Origin of the sequence: Stieleria neptunia, from assembly GCF_007754155.1 — a bacterium.
Lineage (GTDB): Bacteria > Planctomycetota > Planctomycetia > Pirellulales > Pirellulaceae > Stieleria > Stieleria neptunia.
On record NZ_CP037423.1, the window covers coordinates 760,469 to 778,804 of the forward strand.

The 18,336-nt window shown below is 60.5% G+C and carries 6 protein-coding genes; 1 reads left to right on the top strand and 5 read right to left on the bottom strand.

Annotated features, from left to right (window positions below):
- Positions 1-12 precede the first annotated feature (12 nt).
- Together Enr13x_RS02790 and Enr13x_RS02795 are read right to left on the bottom strand one after the other, a co-directional pair.
- Positions 13-2,913 carry a serine/threonine-protein kinase gene (locus Enr13x_RS02790; protein ID WP_145384587.1) on the bottom strand — a complete coding sequence of 967 codons (2,901 nt, stop codon included), beginning with the start codon at positions 2,911-2,913 and terminating at the stop codon, positions 13-15.
- A 737-nt stretch (positions 2,914-3,650) separates the two neighbouring features.
- Positions 3,651-6,377 carry a hypothetical protein gene (locus Enr13x_RS02795; protein ID WP_145384588.1) on the bottom strand — a complete coding sequence of 909 codons (2,727 nt, stop codon included), beginning with the start codon at positions 6,375-6,377 and terminating at the stop codon, positions 3,651-3,653.
- A gap of 501 nt (positions 6,378-6,878) precedes the next feature.
- On the opposite strand from Enr13x_RS02795, the gene Enr13x_RS02800 reads away from it, so the two are divergent.
- Positions 6,879-8,324, top strand: coding sequence for a carotenoid oxygenase family protein (locus Enr13x_RS02800; RefSeq protein ID WP_145384589.1), 1,446 nt, complete (start codon positions 6,879-6,881; stop codon positions 8,322-8,324).
- Positions 8,325-8,463: 139 nt separating this feature from the next.
- Here Enr13x_RS02800 and Enr13x_RS02805 read toward each other — a convergent pair whose 3' ends face one another.
- From Enr13x_RS02805 to Enr13x_RS02815, 3 genes are all read right to left on the bottom strand, one after another.
- Positions 8,464-16,398, bottom strand: coding sequence for a type I polyketide synthase (locus Enr13x_RS02805; protein WP_145384590.1), 7,935 nt, complete (start codon positions 16,396-16,398; stop codon positions 8,464-8,466).
- Positions 16,399-16,439: 41 nt separating this feature from the next.
- Positions 16,440-17,204 carry an SDR family oxidoreductase gene (locus Enr13x_RS02810; RefSeq protein ID WP_145384591.1) on the bottom strand — a complete coding sequence of 255 codons (765 nt, stop codon included), beginning with the start codon at positions 17,202-17,204 and terminating at the stop codon, positions 16,440-16,442.
- A 389-nt stretch (positions 17,205-17,593) separates the two neighbouring features.
- Positions 17,594-18,307: a 4'-phosphopantetheinyl transferase family protein gene (locus Enr13x_RS02815; protein ID WP_197455737.1), complete on the bottom strand. Its 714-nt coding sequence runs from the start codon at positions 18,305-18,307 to the stop codon at positions 17,594-17,596.
- Between the last annotated feature and the right edge of the window lie 29 nt (positions 18,308-18,336).

The following is an 18,336-nucleotide window of genomic DNA, read 5'->3' on the forward strand; positions in this document are numbered from 1 at the left end:
CCACGGTGAGGCTCATTCGGAACTTGGATCCTCGACGACCCAGTCGACGGCTTCACGCAGTTGGGCCTCGAAGCGACACGCCGTTCCGGTCTTGATCGTGGCTTCGAGGTAGCGCCCGAGTTCGGCGTCCGCATCCGTGACCTTGCGGATGGCACCTCGGATGCCCTTGGTCACGCTTTGACGGGCCCGTTCGATCGCGCTGCCGGCGCGGCGGGGCCGGCCGCCGAGTCCGACGGCGGCCGCGAGCGTCTGGGCGATGGCGTCCAATTCCGTACGAATGCGTTCGGTGTTGACCGGATCCGACGTCGGGTCCAGGTCCGCCAGTTCGGATTGCAGTTCTTCGGCGCGGCGGCGGTAAGCCTCGCGGGCGCTGGCGTCCAACATCTCGCCGGCGTCGCCGCGGTCGAAGGCTCCACCGGAACCGGCCAGATCGACGGCCCAACAATCGACGCCGGGCTGCCGCAGCAGTTTGGACAGATGTTCCAATCCACGGGTGTTGCGCAACTGCAATTGCCGGCCGTTGAACTTGAACATCCAGGTGTCGCCCCGCCGCGACATCAGGGCTTGGTGCGGCGTTGGCGTTGATCCAGGACGATCGAGTCGCAACGCCCGGCCGTCGAACTTGTCCAACAAGGCCTGCGCTTGATCTCGATCGAATTCCGCCCCGATGCGGGCAAACCCATCGCGGGCGGCGGCCAATTCGATCTTGGCCCGTGTGGGATCGCCATCGGCATGGAGTGCCTTGGCCAACAGCACACAGGTGTTGGCCAGTTCGTAGGGCGTATTGAGTTCGATCCACCACCGTCGCGCCCGGGTCAGCTGCTCGACGGCCTGGCCGAATCCTCCGCTGGCCAGATCCAACAGCCCGCGTGTGTGTGCGGCGGCGGCGTTGTCCCACGGGGTGTTGTTGCGATCCGCCATCCCCGCCAGTTCGGCGATTGCCGATTCCGCAATCGCCAGTTCGTCGACCGCGACGGCGATCGTGGCACGTGCGACAAGCAGATTGACTCGATCTTCGCACACCATGGTGGGGCGCGGCTCGCGAAAGGTGCGTTCGATCGAGCGATGCGCCGACGCCGCGTCGCCGCGTTGCATCAGCAACAACGCCAGCCCGGGTTGTGGGTCCCAACCGAGTGAAATGGCTTGCTGAAACGCGGTCATCGCTGCAGCGAAATTGCCGCGGCGACGACGCACTTCGCCGAGTTCGCTCCACGGAAAGACGGCGTAAGCAGGTAGAGCTTGCGAAACCTGCCGCGTCGCGGCTTCACTTTCGCGTTCGGCCGCAACCAGATCGCCACGGACTCGCAGCACCTCGCTGCGGTGAACACGGCACATGCCGGGGAAATACTCGATCTGCTGGCGATTGACCCAACGTGTTGCCGATTCGGTCCATTCTTGCGCCCGCTGCCATTCGCCGCGACAGCGGCACGCCCAGATCGTGTTACAGAACACCATGCCGGTCGCGAAAAGATCAATTTCGCCACCCAACGCCATCGATGTCGCGCGCTGAATCAGGTCCAGCGTCGCTTGACTCTCGCCCCGCGTCGTGGCGACGTGGCTGAGGTCAACCAGCGCAAGTGCTTCGACGTTGCGTTCTTCATAACGACGTGCAAGCTGGAGGGCGCGACGAGCTTGGCGTTCCTGTCCATCCAGATTCCCCTCCGCCATGCAGCATCGATTGTGGAACCACGCATGCCAAGCGTGTTCCGGCCCCTCGGGCAACTTCGCGACCAATTCGTCGGCACGTCCCAACCACGCCGTCGCCAAGGACGTCCGGCCGGCGTCGTCATTGGCGTGGGACAACTCCAACGCAGTACGCACCGCACCTCGTTGGTCGGCCCGAGCGACGTAGGCTTCATGCGCCCGTTCGATCGGGTCGACGATTTCGTCAAACCGGCCGGTCCACCGAGCACACTCGCCGAGCATCTCCAACCCTTCCGGGCACAACTCGCCTCGCTGATCGGCTTGACGAAGGATGTCGTAGGCGGTCGGCCAATCACGACGGCTCACCGATTGCTGAGCCAGCGCGACGGCGGTGGAACCCGCGGACGCTGCGCCGTCATCCAGCCGCAAGATTCGCGCACGAATTTCCGCGATATTGTCAAACCGATGCTCGCGGTCTTTTTGCAAACACCGCTTCAGCAGTGCACGCAGCGGCTCCGGCGTCGTCTCCGGAAGTGCCTGCCAGTCCGGTTCGCGCTGGAGCACGGCAGCCATCACTTGCGGCAGCGACCGGCCATCGAAGACGGGCTTGCCGGCAAGGCATTCGTACAGCACACAGCCCAGCGACCAGATGTCCGTGCGACGATCGATCGGCAATCCCTGGGCCTGTTCGGGACTCATGTAGGCCGGTGTCCCCAGGATCGCTCCGTGAACCGTCAGTGGAAGACACGTCGTCTTGGACGACGTCGCGGTGAACGGTTCCGGTTCCGTCGACGTTACAAACCGCGCCAGACCAAAATCCAGAATCTTGACGCTGCCGTCCGGTCCGATGCGGATGTTGCCCGGCTTCAGGTCGCGATGAATGATTCCCTTGGCATGGGCCGCACCAAGCCCTTCACAGATTCGCTCGGCGAATCGAATCGTGTCCTCGACCGACATCGGGCCGTCGGCCAGATGCTCCGACAGGTCCTTGCCGTCGACGTACTCGAGCGACAAAAAGCACAGCTCGTCGGTCTGGTGGTAACCATAAATCTGGGCCACGCAAGGATGATTGAGCGCGGCTAACGTTTGCGCTTCGCGTTTGAAACGCTGGCCGATCGACGCGTTATCAGCCACATCGACCGACAGCACCTTGATCGCCACTTGACGATCCAGAGTGGTATCGTGGGCGAGATAGACCTCGCCCATCGCTCCGGCACCCAAGGTGCCGAGTATTTCGAACGCAAGCAGGCGCTGGCCGGCCTCAACCATCTTCGCATCCCCCCGCAGCAGCCATTATAGCGAACCGGTTGTCATGACCAACATTTGCGGCGGGAGGTTCGCCCGATCGCCGAAACCACTGCCCATTTACGGGTGCCTTCTACGGCATTGGCCGTTTCGCGCGGCGTCCGGTTGCGCTTCAAAAACACCCTGAAAGACCGGAGGGCTCGCGCCCTGCTGCTAAAAAGTCGTTCACGGCGTAGGGCTCTGCCTGGGCTGCGCGGAGTGTGCGCTCTTTCATGCGTTGTGCCGGACGAGACTTTGGTCGCTATTGTTCCGTGGTGGATCAAGGATCACTTGGCTCGGTTCGCCAAAGGCGATCAACAACATAGCCTGGGGTGAGACCGGATGAGCCCCAGCGAATCCGGGCGTAACCCCAGGTCCACGATCCACCGAAAACCCTCCCCCTTTCGATCGGCCGGCGGCAGAGCCGCCGGCCGATCGAAAGGGGGAGGGAGCGGGTTTGGCTTTCTTTCCCTGGGGTGGCGGTCACTCCGCTGCGCTCGTTCCCTGACCCCAGGCTATGTTGTTGATGCCCTTTGGGCAAATGCTGCGGAACGGTTTCTGACTAAGATTCGAACTGGCCGCGACAATCAATTCCGCACAGCCCAGGCAGAGCCTCCAAGACAAGGTGTTCCCAGACGGAGCCTGGGAACAAGGCTTGAGCGATCGATGACGTTGAGCGGTCTCGCCCTGGCGACCGAGAGGCATCACATTCCGATCGCACGCTACCAATTGACGTAGGTCACCCTTTCCGTCGAAATCAGCGTTTCTTGGTCTTTGTAGGTCCAGTAGCCGAAGATCCACCAGGTCGTGACCCAGTAATGGTGTCGGTACTGAGTGACCGAGTCCGTTCCGCTTCCTCCGTTGAGATAGTCTCTCAAGCCGTCTTGACCGCCGCTCAACGTATCGATGCCGTCACCGCCGTCGATGATGTCATCGCCTCCGGCGGCCCAAAGTGTGTCATCTCCGCCGAGTCCCCTCCGTTCCACCGAACCAGAGAAGTCGCGTGCGTCGAGCACGTTGTCCGTTGCGTCGCCTTCGATTTCGGCACGTTCAATGGAGGACAAGGAGTGGCTGACGCCGGCCCGCAGTTGAGTGTTCGTCAACAGGACATCGACATTGGCTTGCGTCAGGACGACCTTGTCATCACCGCTGCCGCCGACAAGCGTGCCGTTGTGGGGCAATCGGGTGACGTCAATGGTGTCGTTGCCGCTCCCGGTATCGCCGACGACTTTGGTGACGCCGTCAAAGAGCCGCACGTACTTCGCTTCGGACGCTGATTCGAAAGTGACCAACAAGACTTCGCCGCCGAGTCTTGATTCACCGAGCGACTGAACGGTAAACGTTTCGTCGGTGACGTTCGGTTCGGCGTTGGATCGCAGGTCGGCGGTCTCGCCCGCGAACAGCGTGAGCACGCCGTCGCTGAGAACACCCAATTGTGGTGGGTTGATTCCTCGAATGATTTCCGCGTCATCGGCCTGGCTGATGCTACCATCGACCAGCGTTGTCCGGAACAGTTCCCATTCCTCGTCGATGATGGGGATCCCAAGTACCGTCACTTCAAGTGTCGCGTTGAGACCAAAGTGCAAACTGCCATCGACGTTGAACAACGCGCCGGGGTCGGCATCAACGATGGTTGTCAGCTCGGGAACCCTGACCCGTCCGTCATAGTTCCAGTCCTCCGGCGTGTCAGCGTTCGCCCAGAGTGGTTGGCCGTTAACCCACAGCGATGGATCGACGTCCGGGTCGGGCAGGTCATTCAGATCCAGCGTGACGCTGCCGCCAAACTCCAGGTTTCCTCCGACCGCGAATTGTAAGATGACCAGGTCGATGCCCGCCGTCACCCCGCCTTTCACCCAAGCATCCAAGATCACCTCCGGCTGATCACTTGCACCGTTATCGATCGATGCGTCACCCAACAGGAATCCCGCCAACGTCTCAAAGTCAGTCAAGAACGGCAGATCGATACTGCCATCGAATTCGGCATTCCAATCGAGGCTTTGCTGCCAATCATCGTGCTTCTCGGGGTCGGTGTGTTTCTCGGCCAACTCGAGTTTCAGATCACCGTTGGCCAGATCCGTCAGATTGTCGGCAACCTCGTCGTCAATCTCCAATTCAATCGCGGGATCAAATTGTTCTTTCGAGATTTCGAAGCTAAAAAGCGATTCGTTTGTCGATTCGTCGGCGCCCGTCAATCCACGGTAGTCGAGGATCGCATCGACGACGTTGATGGCTCGGATCTGGGCCGCGGACGCACCACCGAGTGTCAGCGCCGTCACCGGACCGGCACCGCCGAGTTCAAACAGATCGCTGATGATCGGGACGGGTTCGGTGAGGAAGTCGATGACCGGTTTGATCGGTTTCAAGCTCTCCTGCAGGTTCGAAATCACGGGGTCGACAAAATCGGTGTAAAGCTTTCCCAAGTCGAGACTGACGTTGTCAAAAGCGACGGTGACTCCGTTGCCCGTCGCGTCGACCTCGCCATTCCCGGTGAACTGAAGTTGCGTGTCATATTCGACGCGTCCGTCTGCCGTGACGCCGAGATTGACCAGCCCGTTGGATCCTTCGGGCAGAAAACTCGGGAAGAATGAGGCGTCAATCGCAAGGTTGACTTCGCCCGAGCCCAGCAAGGTTCCGGATACCGAGGGATGATCCTCTCCATCGGCGATGTCGATTTCGTACGTTCCCGCGAAGTCGGGGACGTCCTGGCCGGCAACCGCGTCCTCGCCTGCGCTGATTTCAGCCACAAACACTCCGACGCGCCCCATGCCCTCGTCAAAGTCACTGCGGACACTCGCCGAGTAGGCGACCGAGAGTTCGTCTTCGGCCGACGTGTCGAAATAAAACTCACTTTCCCCCGACAGGCCTTCACGCACACCGAAGGCCAGATCGTAATGCCACTGCAGGTCCACATCGACCGCGTTCTCATTACCCAGAAGCAGCTCGATTTCGGGGGCCGCTCCGACCAGATCCAGGTCGACGCCGGCGGAGACTTGTTGAGCCCCCGATAACTGAATCTCAAAGCGGATGTCGCTGTCGCCATCCTGGCCTGTGATCTGGATCTCCGCCTCCGTGATCCCCAGCGTGGCGATCAGTTGCGATCGCACCTCGGCGACGGAGACGCCACCATCGAGCGATAGTTCCTGCAGTTGATTCCCCAGATCGGAAACGAATTGCGATCGGAGTTCCGAGGAATCGCCGTCGGCGACACCGAGCACATCGCCGATCAAGGGCGCTCGGACACTCAGGATGTCAGCGTTCAGCTGACTCTGAAGCTCCGAAAAATACGCGCCCTCTAGACCCTCATCGACCAGGCCCAGATCAGCAGCCATCAGGGTTCGCGCAGCCAAGGCTTCCAAGGAAAGTTTCCGTCGCCGGCGGGTTTTGCGTTGGTGTTTTGGCTTTCGAAGCCGTTTGAGCGTGTGGAGGAACTGGTTTCGTCGGCGCGGCATGGTGAATCACCCGGTGGGCTGGGGGAGTGAACTCTGGTTTCAATCACCCCACATTGGGAGCTGCCGATGAACTGTTACACCATTTTTAAAACATTTGCTGTTTCAGGGTCACACTGGCGTCATCGCAAACAATGAAACCGTCCCTGAAGAGGTCGTGCAGTTTCCGAAGCAACCCTCCTGGCAGGAGGGTCGAGCGAATCGAGGGGAGGTCGAAAAGTCAATCGCTCCAACCAGCGCTACGGAATTGGTTTAGCCGCATACGATCGGCACGGTATCATTAGGTGATGTGCTCCACGTTATCTTCATTCGGCACTTCGCGATGCCGATGCGGTTGACGACGTCTTGGAAAAACGTCGCGCTGAATCGGACAATGAGTCATGACATCTGATTTTTCGAATAAACCGAGGATTCGCCTGTAACGATTCGTTGTATGAATCGAATGTGACTTGCAAAGGGTGACAAATCACCCGAGCGTTAACACTCTCAACGAATCCCCTTGATATGTCCGACTCCATCGCCGCCGAATCGCCCTCGCCGACCCGCGCAACGAACGCCTATCTGTCCGGCGCCCTCGCACCCACACAGGTCGAACTCGCAAAAAGCGACTTGCCCGTCGTCGGGAAACTGCCCGATGATCTAAACGGCATGTGGGTCCGCAATGGACCCAACCCGATGTTTCCTCCGGGTTCGCACTATCATTGGTTCGACGGTGACGGGATGTTGCATGGCGTTCGAATCGAAGACGGAAAGGCGAGCTACCTGAATCGCTTTGTCCGAACCGCGTCATGGAAAAAGCAGCAAGAGAGCGGGCGCAACCATTCGCCAAGCTATGTCAATGCCCGCCCGTTGGAACATTTGCAAACGCTCGCGCAGGCGGCTCGAAAGGGCGGCGCCGATTTCTTCAACAAAGCCAACACCTCGCTCGTCTGGCACCACGGCAAACTCTTCGCACTCTGGGAAGCGGGCTCCCCCTATGAAATTCGTCCCGGGGACCTCGAAACGGTCGGACCCAATAATTTCTTCGCCGCGCAACAGCATGCCGTGACCGCTCATCCAAAGATTGACCCTGTCACCGGCGAGCTGTTGTTTTTTGGAAATTCGCTACGCGGCAACCGAATCCGATATGGAATCTTGGATCGAACAGGCCGGTTGGTGCACCAGGCGACGATCCCCACCGGCAGGACCGTGATGATGCACGACTTTGCCATCACGCGTCGCTTTTCGATCTTCTTCGATTTTCCGATGCTGGTGCGTCCATTGATGCCGCTTGTCGGAGGGGCGATGCTGCGCTACCGGAACGATCGCGGAGCCCGGATCGGCATTTTGCCACGCTACGGTTCGGGCGACGAAGTGCGTTGGTTGGATGTCGAACCGGGGTTTCTGTTTCACGTCTTAAACGCTTGGGAAAACGGCGACACGTTGACGCTTTATGGTTGCCGATTCCCCGGTGCACCGAGCGTGTTGGATCGCAAGTCGAGATCTCGCGACGAGCTGCAACTCGATTCGACCATGTATCGCTGGGTCGTCGACGTGAATTCGGGCCGGGTCGTCGAAGGCGCCGTCGACGATCGTCCCGCTGAATTTCCCCGCGTGGATGATGCTTTGGTGGGATCCCCATGTCAATTCGGATACGCAGCCTCGTTTCTGTCCAGCGACGCTCCGGCATTGGTTAAATACGATCTGAACGCAAACACCTCGCAGCGTCACGAATTTTCAGCCAGTCAGCTTGTCGGTGAAGGCATCTTCGTTCCCCGACCGAACCAAGTCAGCGAAGACGATGGCTATCTGGTTTCGATGGTGCATGACGAAGCGGACGATCGATCCGAATTTGTGATTCTCGATTGCCGACGATTTGACAACGACCCCGTCATCGCTCGCATCCAAATGCCGCAACGTGTTCCGGCAGGATTCCACGGCGTGTGGTTGGACGGCGGCGGGGCAACGTAGTGGTCTGTCTAACTCTAAATGTCATGTTGCGTCACCTTCTGACATTCGGACTTGTTCCCAGGCTCCGCCCTACGCCGTGAAAGATTTTTTCCTGCGTTTGACGAGGTCTTAGCGGCAGCTCTGTGACTCTGTTCAAGCGTCAATCGGTCGATTGTGCCCGATCCAGTGGAATGGTCGCGACGAGCACGTTGGCGCGATAGTTTTCGATCTGCAGCACCGGACGTCCGTGTTGGTCCCAGACATTGATATCGAAAATCGCGTGTTTGTCGGTCGATTCGAGCGGGACGATCTGGGCTGTGACGGGTTCACCGACCACGGGTGTCGCCAACATCCGCAGTCGGCCGATCGAATGCGGCAGCGCGATCGCCGTCCGATCAATCGTCCATTCATGCACTCCTGCGGAAAAGACGCAGGTATCGATCAGCACACTGGGCAGCACGATGCGATCGCCACGTCGGGTCGAGAAAAATTCCGCCGGGTCGGCAATTCTGATTTTCGCCCACGACTCCTGCTGGGAATAATAGAAGTGTTCCAGTTGGCGATAGATCGGACCGTGATAGACCGACAATTTGTGATCGAGGTAATGGACCGGGATGTAGGGGACATCGGGGAAGTCAACCGTTTCGGCTGTGGAACCGTCGGGCGGGTCTGATCGGATGATGCACTCGGCGTGCACGCGATCCTTGCGGAGCAGCTGCCCTTTGCGGTTCTTAAAATCGCTCAGCAGTGAACAGCGGACCTGGTCACCGGACCGCTCGGCGCGGACACGGATTTCCTGGGGGTGGTCGGTAAAGAACCGCATCGCTTCGGCAATGCGAAAGTTCTCGATCGTCGTCACCACCCGGCCATCGGTCAGCAGACTCGCCGCCTCGGCACAGGCTTCTGCGGCGGCGACGAAGGGCAAGATCGGTCGGCCACGCAACAGGTGCTGGCTCAGGAAGTTATCGTTAACAGGATCGACCACGTGCGACGTCGTGATGCCGCGGTCGTGTGGATCATCCAGACCTCGGACGCGGTCAATCATCGGATAGGGGCTGAAGGCGGCAACGTAGTCGTCGGTGTAGTAGCGTTTGTAGCGTTCCCAATCGGTGATCAAAACCTCCGCTTCGGGGCAACCGCGTCGCAGTTCATCGATGAAGTGTCCGACGCCTTCATCGACCGGCATGTACTTGGCGTCGACGAGCGTCTTGGCGAGCCGAGATTCGGGGCGCACGGCCATCCCGACTTCATCCCACGACGGCCAATCAAAGGCGACCGCATGAACGCCGGGCCGCGTCTTGCGGAACCAGCTGACCAGTTTGCACAGCAGCTCGTTGGCCAAACAGTAATCGGTTTGCCCGACCCCGCCGAACCGACCCGAGATGGATGCAAACGCGGCAAAGACCTTCAAGTCGTCTTGTCGCGTCAACTCCATCAGCGAGATCGCGCCGTCGACTTTCGCTACGATCGTTCGCTGGACCGACGAAAGCTTCTTCTTGGCGAAACTGGCCGCCTTTTCATAGCCGGCACCGTGCACGATGCCGTCGATTGAACCGTCCGATTGGCGGATCTGGTCGAGTAACGTTTCCAGCGCGTGATGGTCGCTGACGTCACAGGCATGGTAGGTGACATCCAGTCCCGAATCGGCAAAGTCGCGAAGGTTTTCGTCGATCTCCAAGGCCTTTTCCACGCGCGACCAAGCCTCGATGGGAACCTCCCCCGCCTCAAGTGCCTTGCGAACGACCTCCGCACGCAGTCGCTTTCTCTGGTCGGGGTCCAAGTCTCGCCAACCGTCGTCGATTTCCGGCAAGGGACTTGATCCGATCAGGTGCAGTTTGACGCCGAATTGTTGGCCGATCGCTTTGGCAATCTTGGCAGTGACTCCCCGGGCACCGCCGGTGATGACCCAAACCCGGCCGAAATCCGGCGTGACGGTGGGGAGTTCGCTGACGGGGAAATTGACGGGCGCGACGGCGTGACGTTTGCCGCCGCGATAGGCGATTTCCGCCGTCCGTCCGGCCGATGAGGCGGATTCGTCGATCAATCGAGCCGCGACAAAACGCGGGTCGGCATCCTCGTCAAAATCGACGACGCGGGCACGGAACGTTGTCTGCGCGGCGAAGCCCAGTTCGATCAACAGACCCTTGACTAGCCCGGTCGTGAATCCTCCTTCGGGCGAGCTCACGTGGTCGTCAAAGCCCAACATGCCGCCCAAGCGGACGCCGCCGCCGATCGTTCCCTCGCCGACTAAATCCTTTTCGCCCAGCAGCTTCAGCCAGCGTTGGCAGAGTTGATAGGGAACCAACATGCCGCTTCGCCGGCGTCGTTGCCAATGCTCGTTGGATGCACCCTCCGCAGCGTTTTGATCCCATGCCGTCAGCAAGAACAGGCTGGTCGGCACACCGGTCCGGCAAAAGGTTTCCAATTCGGACATCGCAACATCAACATCGTCCAACTGGCGCAGATGAAGACAACGCACGCCAGCGTTTTGCAGCGTTTCGGCAAGTCTGTCGGCAGCGGCGTTGTCGCCCAGCACTAAGACGCCGCCGCGGAACGTCGTCGCCACATCGGTCTGGGGCGCGGGCGGAGTTTCGATGCAACGCAATGCGAATCGATTGCAGGCCTTTCCCGAATCATCGACCGGCGATCGGCCGTCGACACCGGTTGAACGCTGCGAAAATGCTTGCCAGGAGATCACTCGGTCGGTTGCAGTTTCTGGTTTCTTCTCGGCAATCGGGCTCGCGGCGGCGTGTTGACGCAGTCGCCCGCCCGGTTGCAATCCGATCAGCTCCTTCAAATCGAGTTCGAAAAACTGATTCGCGTCCGCCCCGGTCGCGTGATTGCCCGGCGTCGTCCAGGCCCGAGCGGAAAAGACATCAAACAGAACGCTGACCTGGTTGTCGACTCTGCGAATGGTGTTCATGGTCGCAAAGCGGACTTCCCTGCCGCGGCCTTCGTCGTACTGATCCCTCAACCATCGCTGCAGCATCGCGGTTGACGGAGCCTCGTCGCCTTTCTGCCGCCACAGTGCTTCGAGCCGTTGTTGGCGCAACAGCGAGTGCTTGGGGGTGTCGATGACGGGTGATAGCAGTTGGGCATGATTGCTGACCAAATGATGTTCCATCAGCCGCTTGGATTGGAATGTTCCACAATCGTATTCGACGTAGGCGGGACTGCTGCCGATCGAGTCAGAAATGCACATGCCCCAGCCGCCGGTCGTGCGCTCGCGCCGCAGCATGTCGAGCGCGTCGTCAACCGATTCGGCCGTTTCTAGGACGCGACGGATGACGATCGAGTGGAGCAATCCGTCATGCGTTTCGGTGCGGCGGGGCCGGTCCAACAACATCGAACTGGTGACGACCACTCCGGCCGCATTGACGCCGTTGATTCCAAACGCGTGGCCTGCGGCGGAGAACAACACGTGCGGCAACCCGTCGGTCGGTCGCCGGACTTGCACGCAGCGCCGCATCGAGTCGCGTAGAAACAACCCTAGCGGCATGTCTTCATTGGCCGCGTGCAGCCACTGTGTCTCGGTTGATTGTGTCTCGGATGGTTGGTCGCCCGATCGCGTCGATGATGAGGGTCGTCCGGCGAGAATTTGCGTGCAACCGGCGCCGATCTCCGGATAGGCGTACAGGTTGTGTTCCAGCAGCGCTTCGACGGGGACACCCGCGGCCTCGGCCATCCCACGCACTTCTTCGATCGCCGATTCGTCGACCAGCGTGTCCAGCATCGATTTGGCACGCGACAGATCGGGCAGTGTTCTGCCTAACTTGCCCGTCGCGATTTCTTGGTAACGATCGAGCATGGGGCGAATCGCCGCCGCCATCGCGTGACCGTGTGCGGCCCCCATCGCGCGGGGCGAACCCTCCAGGAACAAGAGCTGAAGTCCCGCTTCGGAATTCGTCGCCGTTGCCTGCACGTCACCCGCGGAGCCCGCAATCCGCAACCGCGTTTCCATGCCATCCGATCGGCCGGTCGGGACGCCCGCGGCGCGCAATGCGGCATCCAGCCGGGTCAACGTTTCCTGGTGGTGCCGCTTCTTGTGATCCGTTGCGATCCACAGCACTTCGTCGCCGACGATCTGCTCGTGCAGCCGTGTCAAAACCGGGCTGGGACCGATTTCCACCAGCACGTTCACGCCTTCGCCAGCCAATCGCCGGATCTGATCGGTGTACAGCACCGGCTGCACCAACTGCCGGACCAGGTTCTCGCGAATCGTGTCGGGTTCAGCGACGTAGCGGTTGTCAACGCTGCTCAGCAACGGAGTCCGCGGCGGTGCGATTTCCATTTGGGCAAGGATCTGTCGGAAGGCCGGTTGCATCGGTGCCATCAAGGGCGTGTGATAGGGACGTGGCACGTCAAGAATCTTGGCGTGGACCCCTGCTTCGATCAGCCGAGTTTTTAAATTCTCAATCGCGCCATGGCTGCCGGCGATGACGGTTTGTCGGTCGCTGTTGCAGTTGGCGACAAAGGCTTCGCCCGGAAACGCGTTGCAGTATTCTTGCGCATCACCGCGATCCAAGTCGGCCGCCAGCATGGCGCCGTCGATTTGGGTGGACTCGGTGATCAACCGACAACGATGGAACGTTGCCAGCGCCGCATCACGGAAATTCCACGCACCGGCGGCGACCAATGCCGGGAACTCTCCATAGCTGTGTGCCGAAATGCGATCGGGTTTGATGCCCATCGCATCGACCACTTCCATCAGAATCGAATCGGCGACCAGCAAGGAGAGTTGTGTGTGCCAAACATCGGTTCCCAGACGATCCGCTTGATCGACGACCAGATCTCGATAGCTCGGAAATTGCAAAGATTGCAGGATGGAATCGATTCGAGCAGCGGCGGCGGAGGCGACGGGATGCCCTTGGACCAGATCCGTCAGCATCGACGGGTACTGTGACCCCTGTCCCGGAAACAGGAACGCCACCATCGGCCGCCTCGTTCGCTCGACGCAGTAGATGCCTTGGCTTTCAAACAGGGCCGCGCGTTTGGGATCCGAGTGGCGGGAAACGAACAGCCCCGCTCGCTTGCGAAGTTCGTCGTCGGATCGATAAACGATCGCCAGTCCGCAGCGTGCAGTGCCGCGGGATGTGTCCGCTGCATCGACGGATCCACCGGCGGCAATCTGCTTTGCACCATCGATCAGATCGGACAAGGAGTTGGCTTCGCAAACCCAGCTTCGATAGCCGTGATCGGTCTTGGGCACGGGCCGAATCGTTTTGCCGGGAGCGGCTTGAGACGTCGTGCTTGGGACGGGTTGTCCCCGTTCGATGACGACGTGACAAGCCATGCCCCTGGCGTAGGAATTCAGGGTGGAAAAGACTCGTCCGCTGGGATCGACCAGCGGCAAGTCCTGGTTGTCAGCTGGCAACTCACACCACGATTGGTCGGACAGTGTGTCGATCGGCTGATCGGGTAGCAGACCGACCGGCGATTGAAGGTTGACGAGCGACAGGGTTGATTTGACGAGCGCGATCATTCCCGCCGCGCCGCCGGCGTGACCGATCTGTCCGGCCAGCGAACGCAGATGGATCGGACGTTCGCGATTGACGGCGTACTGTTGGGCGATCGCGGCAAACTCATCGCGGTCCTCGTCGGCAACGCCGCCGGCGGAAAGCTCGATCGCTGAGACTTGATCCGGCGTGACCTCTGCCCCCGAGAGCCCCCGACCGATCGCCAGACGTTGTGCGGTTTGTTGATCGTCGTGACGCGCCACACCGATCTCGCGGATCACCGACAGGATTTCGTCGCCGTCGGCCTTCGCGTCACTGAGCTTTTTCAGCAGCACGACCGCGACGCCTTCGGCCGGGGCCATGCCGTCGGAGTGTTGATCCAGCGATCGCACATGACCGGACGGGCTCAGCCGACCGGACAAGCGGAGGCATTCAAACGCATGGGGGCCGAGGTCGCGCTGGGCTCCGGCGGCGATCACCATCTTGCAGTCACCGCGCAACAGAAACCCTCGGGCCGTGTTGATTGCCATGATGGACGAGTTGTCGCTGCTGTCCAGGGCGAACGCACCGCCCATCAGGTCATATGTCTTGGTGATCCGCGAGGCCAGCGAGCTGTTGCTGAATCCGCCGGTTTCGTCCAACAGTGCCGGCATCCGTTCGAAAAACACCTCGGCAAAACGCTGCGACGTCTCGGCGATCTGCGCCGGCGGAACGTCTTTGTCTCTCAGCACCGATTCGATGATTTCACGAAGCACCGGCAAACGCAGTCCGACCAGCAACTGGGAACTGGCTTCGCCGCCGACGAGATTGCCGACGATCACCGCGGTGTGTTCATGATCCAGCTTCGATTCGTATCCGGAATCTTCGAGCGCCTGGGCGACCGTGTCCAGAATCATGAACTGAAGCGGATCGGCGTTGGCGACTTGTTTCGGCGGAATGCGGTGCCGTCGCCAATCGTATTGGTAATCCTGGATAAACCCGCCGACCCAAGATTGCCCTTCGTCCCCGTGATTCAATCGGACATCCCAGCGATCGGACGGGACGGGGATTTTGGGGTCTCGTCCCGTCGACAGCAGGTCCCAAAACTGCCCGACCGTTCGCGCTCCGGGTGTCAACAGCGCGGCGCCGACCACCGCGATCGATCGGTCTTCGGCGGATGGATCGTGGGGGAAACGAAAACGGATGGGCGTCGCGGTCGAGTGTTCCTCCAGCACGACGTGGACGTTCAATCCGCCAATACCGAAGGCGTTGACGCCGGCCCGCCGGGGGCCGCCCGGTGGCGGATCCGGCCAGGGGATCGCGCTGGTCGGCAATTGAAACGGCGCGGCCGCCCAATCCACTTTCGGGTTCGGCTGGCGCAGATTGATCACCGGCGGAATCATGCGGTGCTGCATCGCCAGTACCGTTTTGACCAGCCCGGCCAGTCCGGCGGCTTCAAGCGTATGGCCGATGTTGGCTTTCACGCTGCCGATCGGGATTTTGCGATCCAGCCGCCGATCGAATGATTCGTTGAACGCTTCGGCCAGGCTGTTGATTTCCGTCGAATCGCCGACCGGCGTCGACGTCGCGTGGGCCTCGACATACTGAACCGAACTCGGCGTCACCTCGGCCGAATAGGCGCGGCGGACGGCCGCGATTTGTCCTTCACGCCGCGGCGCCCACAGGCTTTTGCCTTTGCCATCGGAGGAAACGCCGATGCCACGGATCACCGCGCGGATCGGATCCTTGTCCGCCAACGCTCGCTCAAGTGTTTTCACGACCGCGACGACGTAGCCTTCCGCGGCGACCAATCCGTCGGCGTCGGCATCAAACGGCCGCGACCCCGTGGCGCTGACGGTTTGCGCCTGCGAAAACAGGATCAACGCGTCCAGCTTGCAGTAGGACAATCCGCCGACCACGGCCACGTCGATGTCACCCAGTTGCAGCGCGTGGGCGCCGGCGGCCAACGCGACCAACGAAGAACTGCATGCGGCGTTGATCGACAGACAGGGGCCGTCCAGTCCGAACGCTCTGGAGATCAGCCGCGATGCTTCGGAGCTTTCCAAGAACGGACCGCCACCCGGATGCCGCTGCGGCCGATCCCGCCGCACCCGCGCGGCCATCTCCTCGACCAAGGCGGCTTGCTCCCGTGGGGACAGACGTGAAACGTGTTCCGTTTGCCGAAGACAATCCATCGCCTCGGTGGCCATCACGCCGAGCGTCATTTCACCGATCAAATTCGATCCGCGTTGGTGGCCGACGAACACACCGCCACGTGTCGAACCGGTGGCGTGCGGATCCAGGCCTGCGTCGCGAATCGCCTGACCCGCGACTTGGCACAGATCCACATGCGAAGGGTCCGCGTTTTCGATGTCGTGGTCGGAAAGACGAAACGGTTCGATCGGCGTCGGTCGGTCGCCGACGATCCCGCCGATCTTGGAATAGGTCTTGCCGAACTGTCCGATGTTCGGGTCGTAAAAGCGTCGCTGGTCCAACCGCTCGGCGGGAAGTTCTGCGATCGCGCTGCGGCCTTCGATCATCAGCGACCAGTATTCATCCAAGTCGTTTGCGCCGGGCAAACGACAGGCCATACCGATCACGGCCAGTGGCGTGTCAGCGGATCGGATTTCCGAAGATCGATAGTTCGGGGCGACATTCATGGTTCGACTCCGCAGCGACAGACACGGCTACACGTGTGCAGCTACACGTGAGCGGCGGCTCCCCCGTCGACGGTGAGGGTGGTCGCTTGAATCAAATCGCTGATCGGGCTGGATAAAAACGCCACCGCGTTGGCGACGTCCGACGGATCCAACTGACGTTTCCCCATCATGGTCTTGGCGGTTCGGGCGGCAAACATCTTTTCCGCACCCGGGATGCGACGCGTCGAATCCGTTTCGACCAGACCCGATTTAACCACGTTGACGTTGATGCCAAGATCCCCCAGTTCCAATGCCAAGTGCCGTGTGATGCTTTCCAACGCGGCTTTCGATCCCCCGATCAAGCCATACATGGGCAGGGCCAGATGCGATCCATGACTGGAGATCGCGATCACCTTGCCGCGGTCCCGTGCCTTTTCTAGCAGCGGCACGGCGGATTTGACCAGATGGATCAGCGCCAGCACGTTGGTGTTCATCGCCGCGGCGAAGTGTCTCGGGTTGGAGGCCAGTAAGGGGCGGAATCCGCCGGTCGCAGCGTTGCTGACCAGGATGTCCAATTGTCCGATTTCTCGCTCGATGAATTCAAACATCGATTGAACATCCTCTTCTTCGCTGACGTCGGCGCGAACGATCCAGCATCGACGGCCCAGCGATTGAACCTGTTTGGCGGTCGCCAACGCCTCGTTCTGCGACGTGACATAATTCACAACCACGTCGCACCCCGCTTCGGCCAACGTGATCGCCACCGAGCGACCGATCCCCCGCGAGCTGCCGGTGACCAATGCGACTTTTTCTTTGAGATCAATCATGATGCGGGATGCAAAACTAGAGATTTGAAATAGGAGACGTGAGATTTGCTGACTCTAACGTTTTCTATGTCGATCCGCGCCGAAGCCCGGAGGGCTGGCACAATGTTTGCCGGTGGCGTTAGCCACCGGTGTGAAAAGGAAAGGGAGCGAAGGCCTGAAAGGCCGGCACAATCTGTCTCCTGAACCGCGGCGCCACTGGAAGCCGGGGCATTGTGTCGGCCCGCTGGGCCTCTGGAATTCCATTGAATCATCTCCGGTGGCTCACGCCACCGGCATCCATTCTTCCGGCCCTCCGGGCCTAAAAAACACCACCTGCCCAGCCAAATGAGATACATAGATTCCGTTAAAGTCAGGAGATTTGAGATTTGAGATTGCACCCGTCGGCTGGGTCAGACGGTCGATCGTTGTTTGGCATCATCCATCCCGAGCCGGCGTCCGCGCTGCACGTTTTGATTCGCCCCTGCGACCGCGATGATCGCGTCATCAAGCACGTCGATTCGCACGTCTGCCGGGCATCGGGTTTCGTCTTGAACCCGACATCCATCGCCGTTGATTTCGAGAATGCGCAGATGCCCCGGCCGAAACGCTTCGCCACCGTTGCCGGCTTTAAACACCGCCTCTTTCGCAGCCCATCCCGCGGCGATCGGCCAGCGATGGTCTTGCAGCAGGCGACGTTCGGTGGTCGAGAACCAGGTCTGCGCAAAACTGGCGGGCAATTCAGTCCGATCGACCGCATCGACGCCGATCCGAGACGCATCGGGCCGATCGACAGCGATGCGACGGTGAGATGTGACGGCAACGGTGATCGATGCACAGTGGGCGAGCGACAGATCGATCGGTTGTCGGATTCCATTTCGAAACACGGTGGGGCGGCACCCGACGCGCTTCGACGCCCGCGATAGGATCTGCCACTCGAGCGGCGAGTCGGTAGTTTCGGGAACCACTTGGCCCAGCAGTTGTTTCGCGCACCACCGTCCACTGATCCAGTCAAGGCGCCGATTCGGCGCTCGAAAACAATTCAGTTCTTCCAATTCGCGCGGCGTCAGCCACGACTGGAACGCACGCGGCCAAGACGGTTTGGAGTCGCGTTGATCCAGCCGCATGCTCACCGGTTTCCATAATGGGTTGCAAC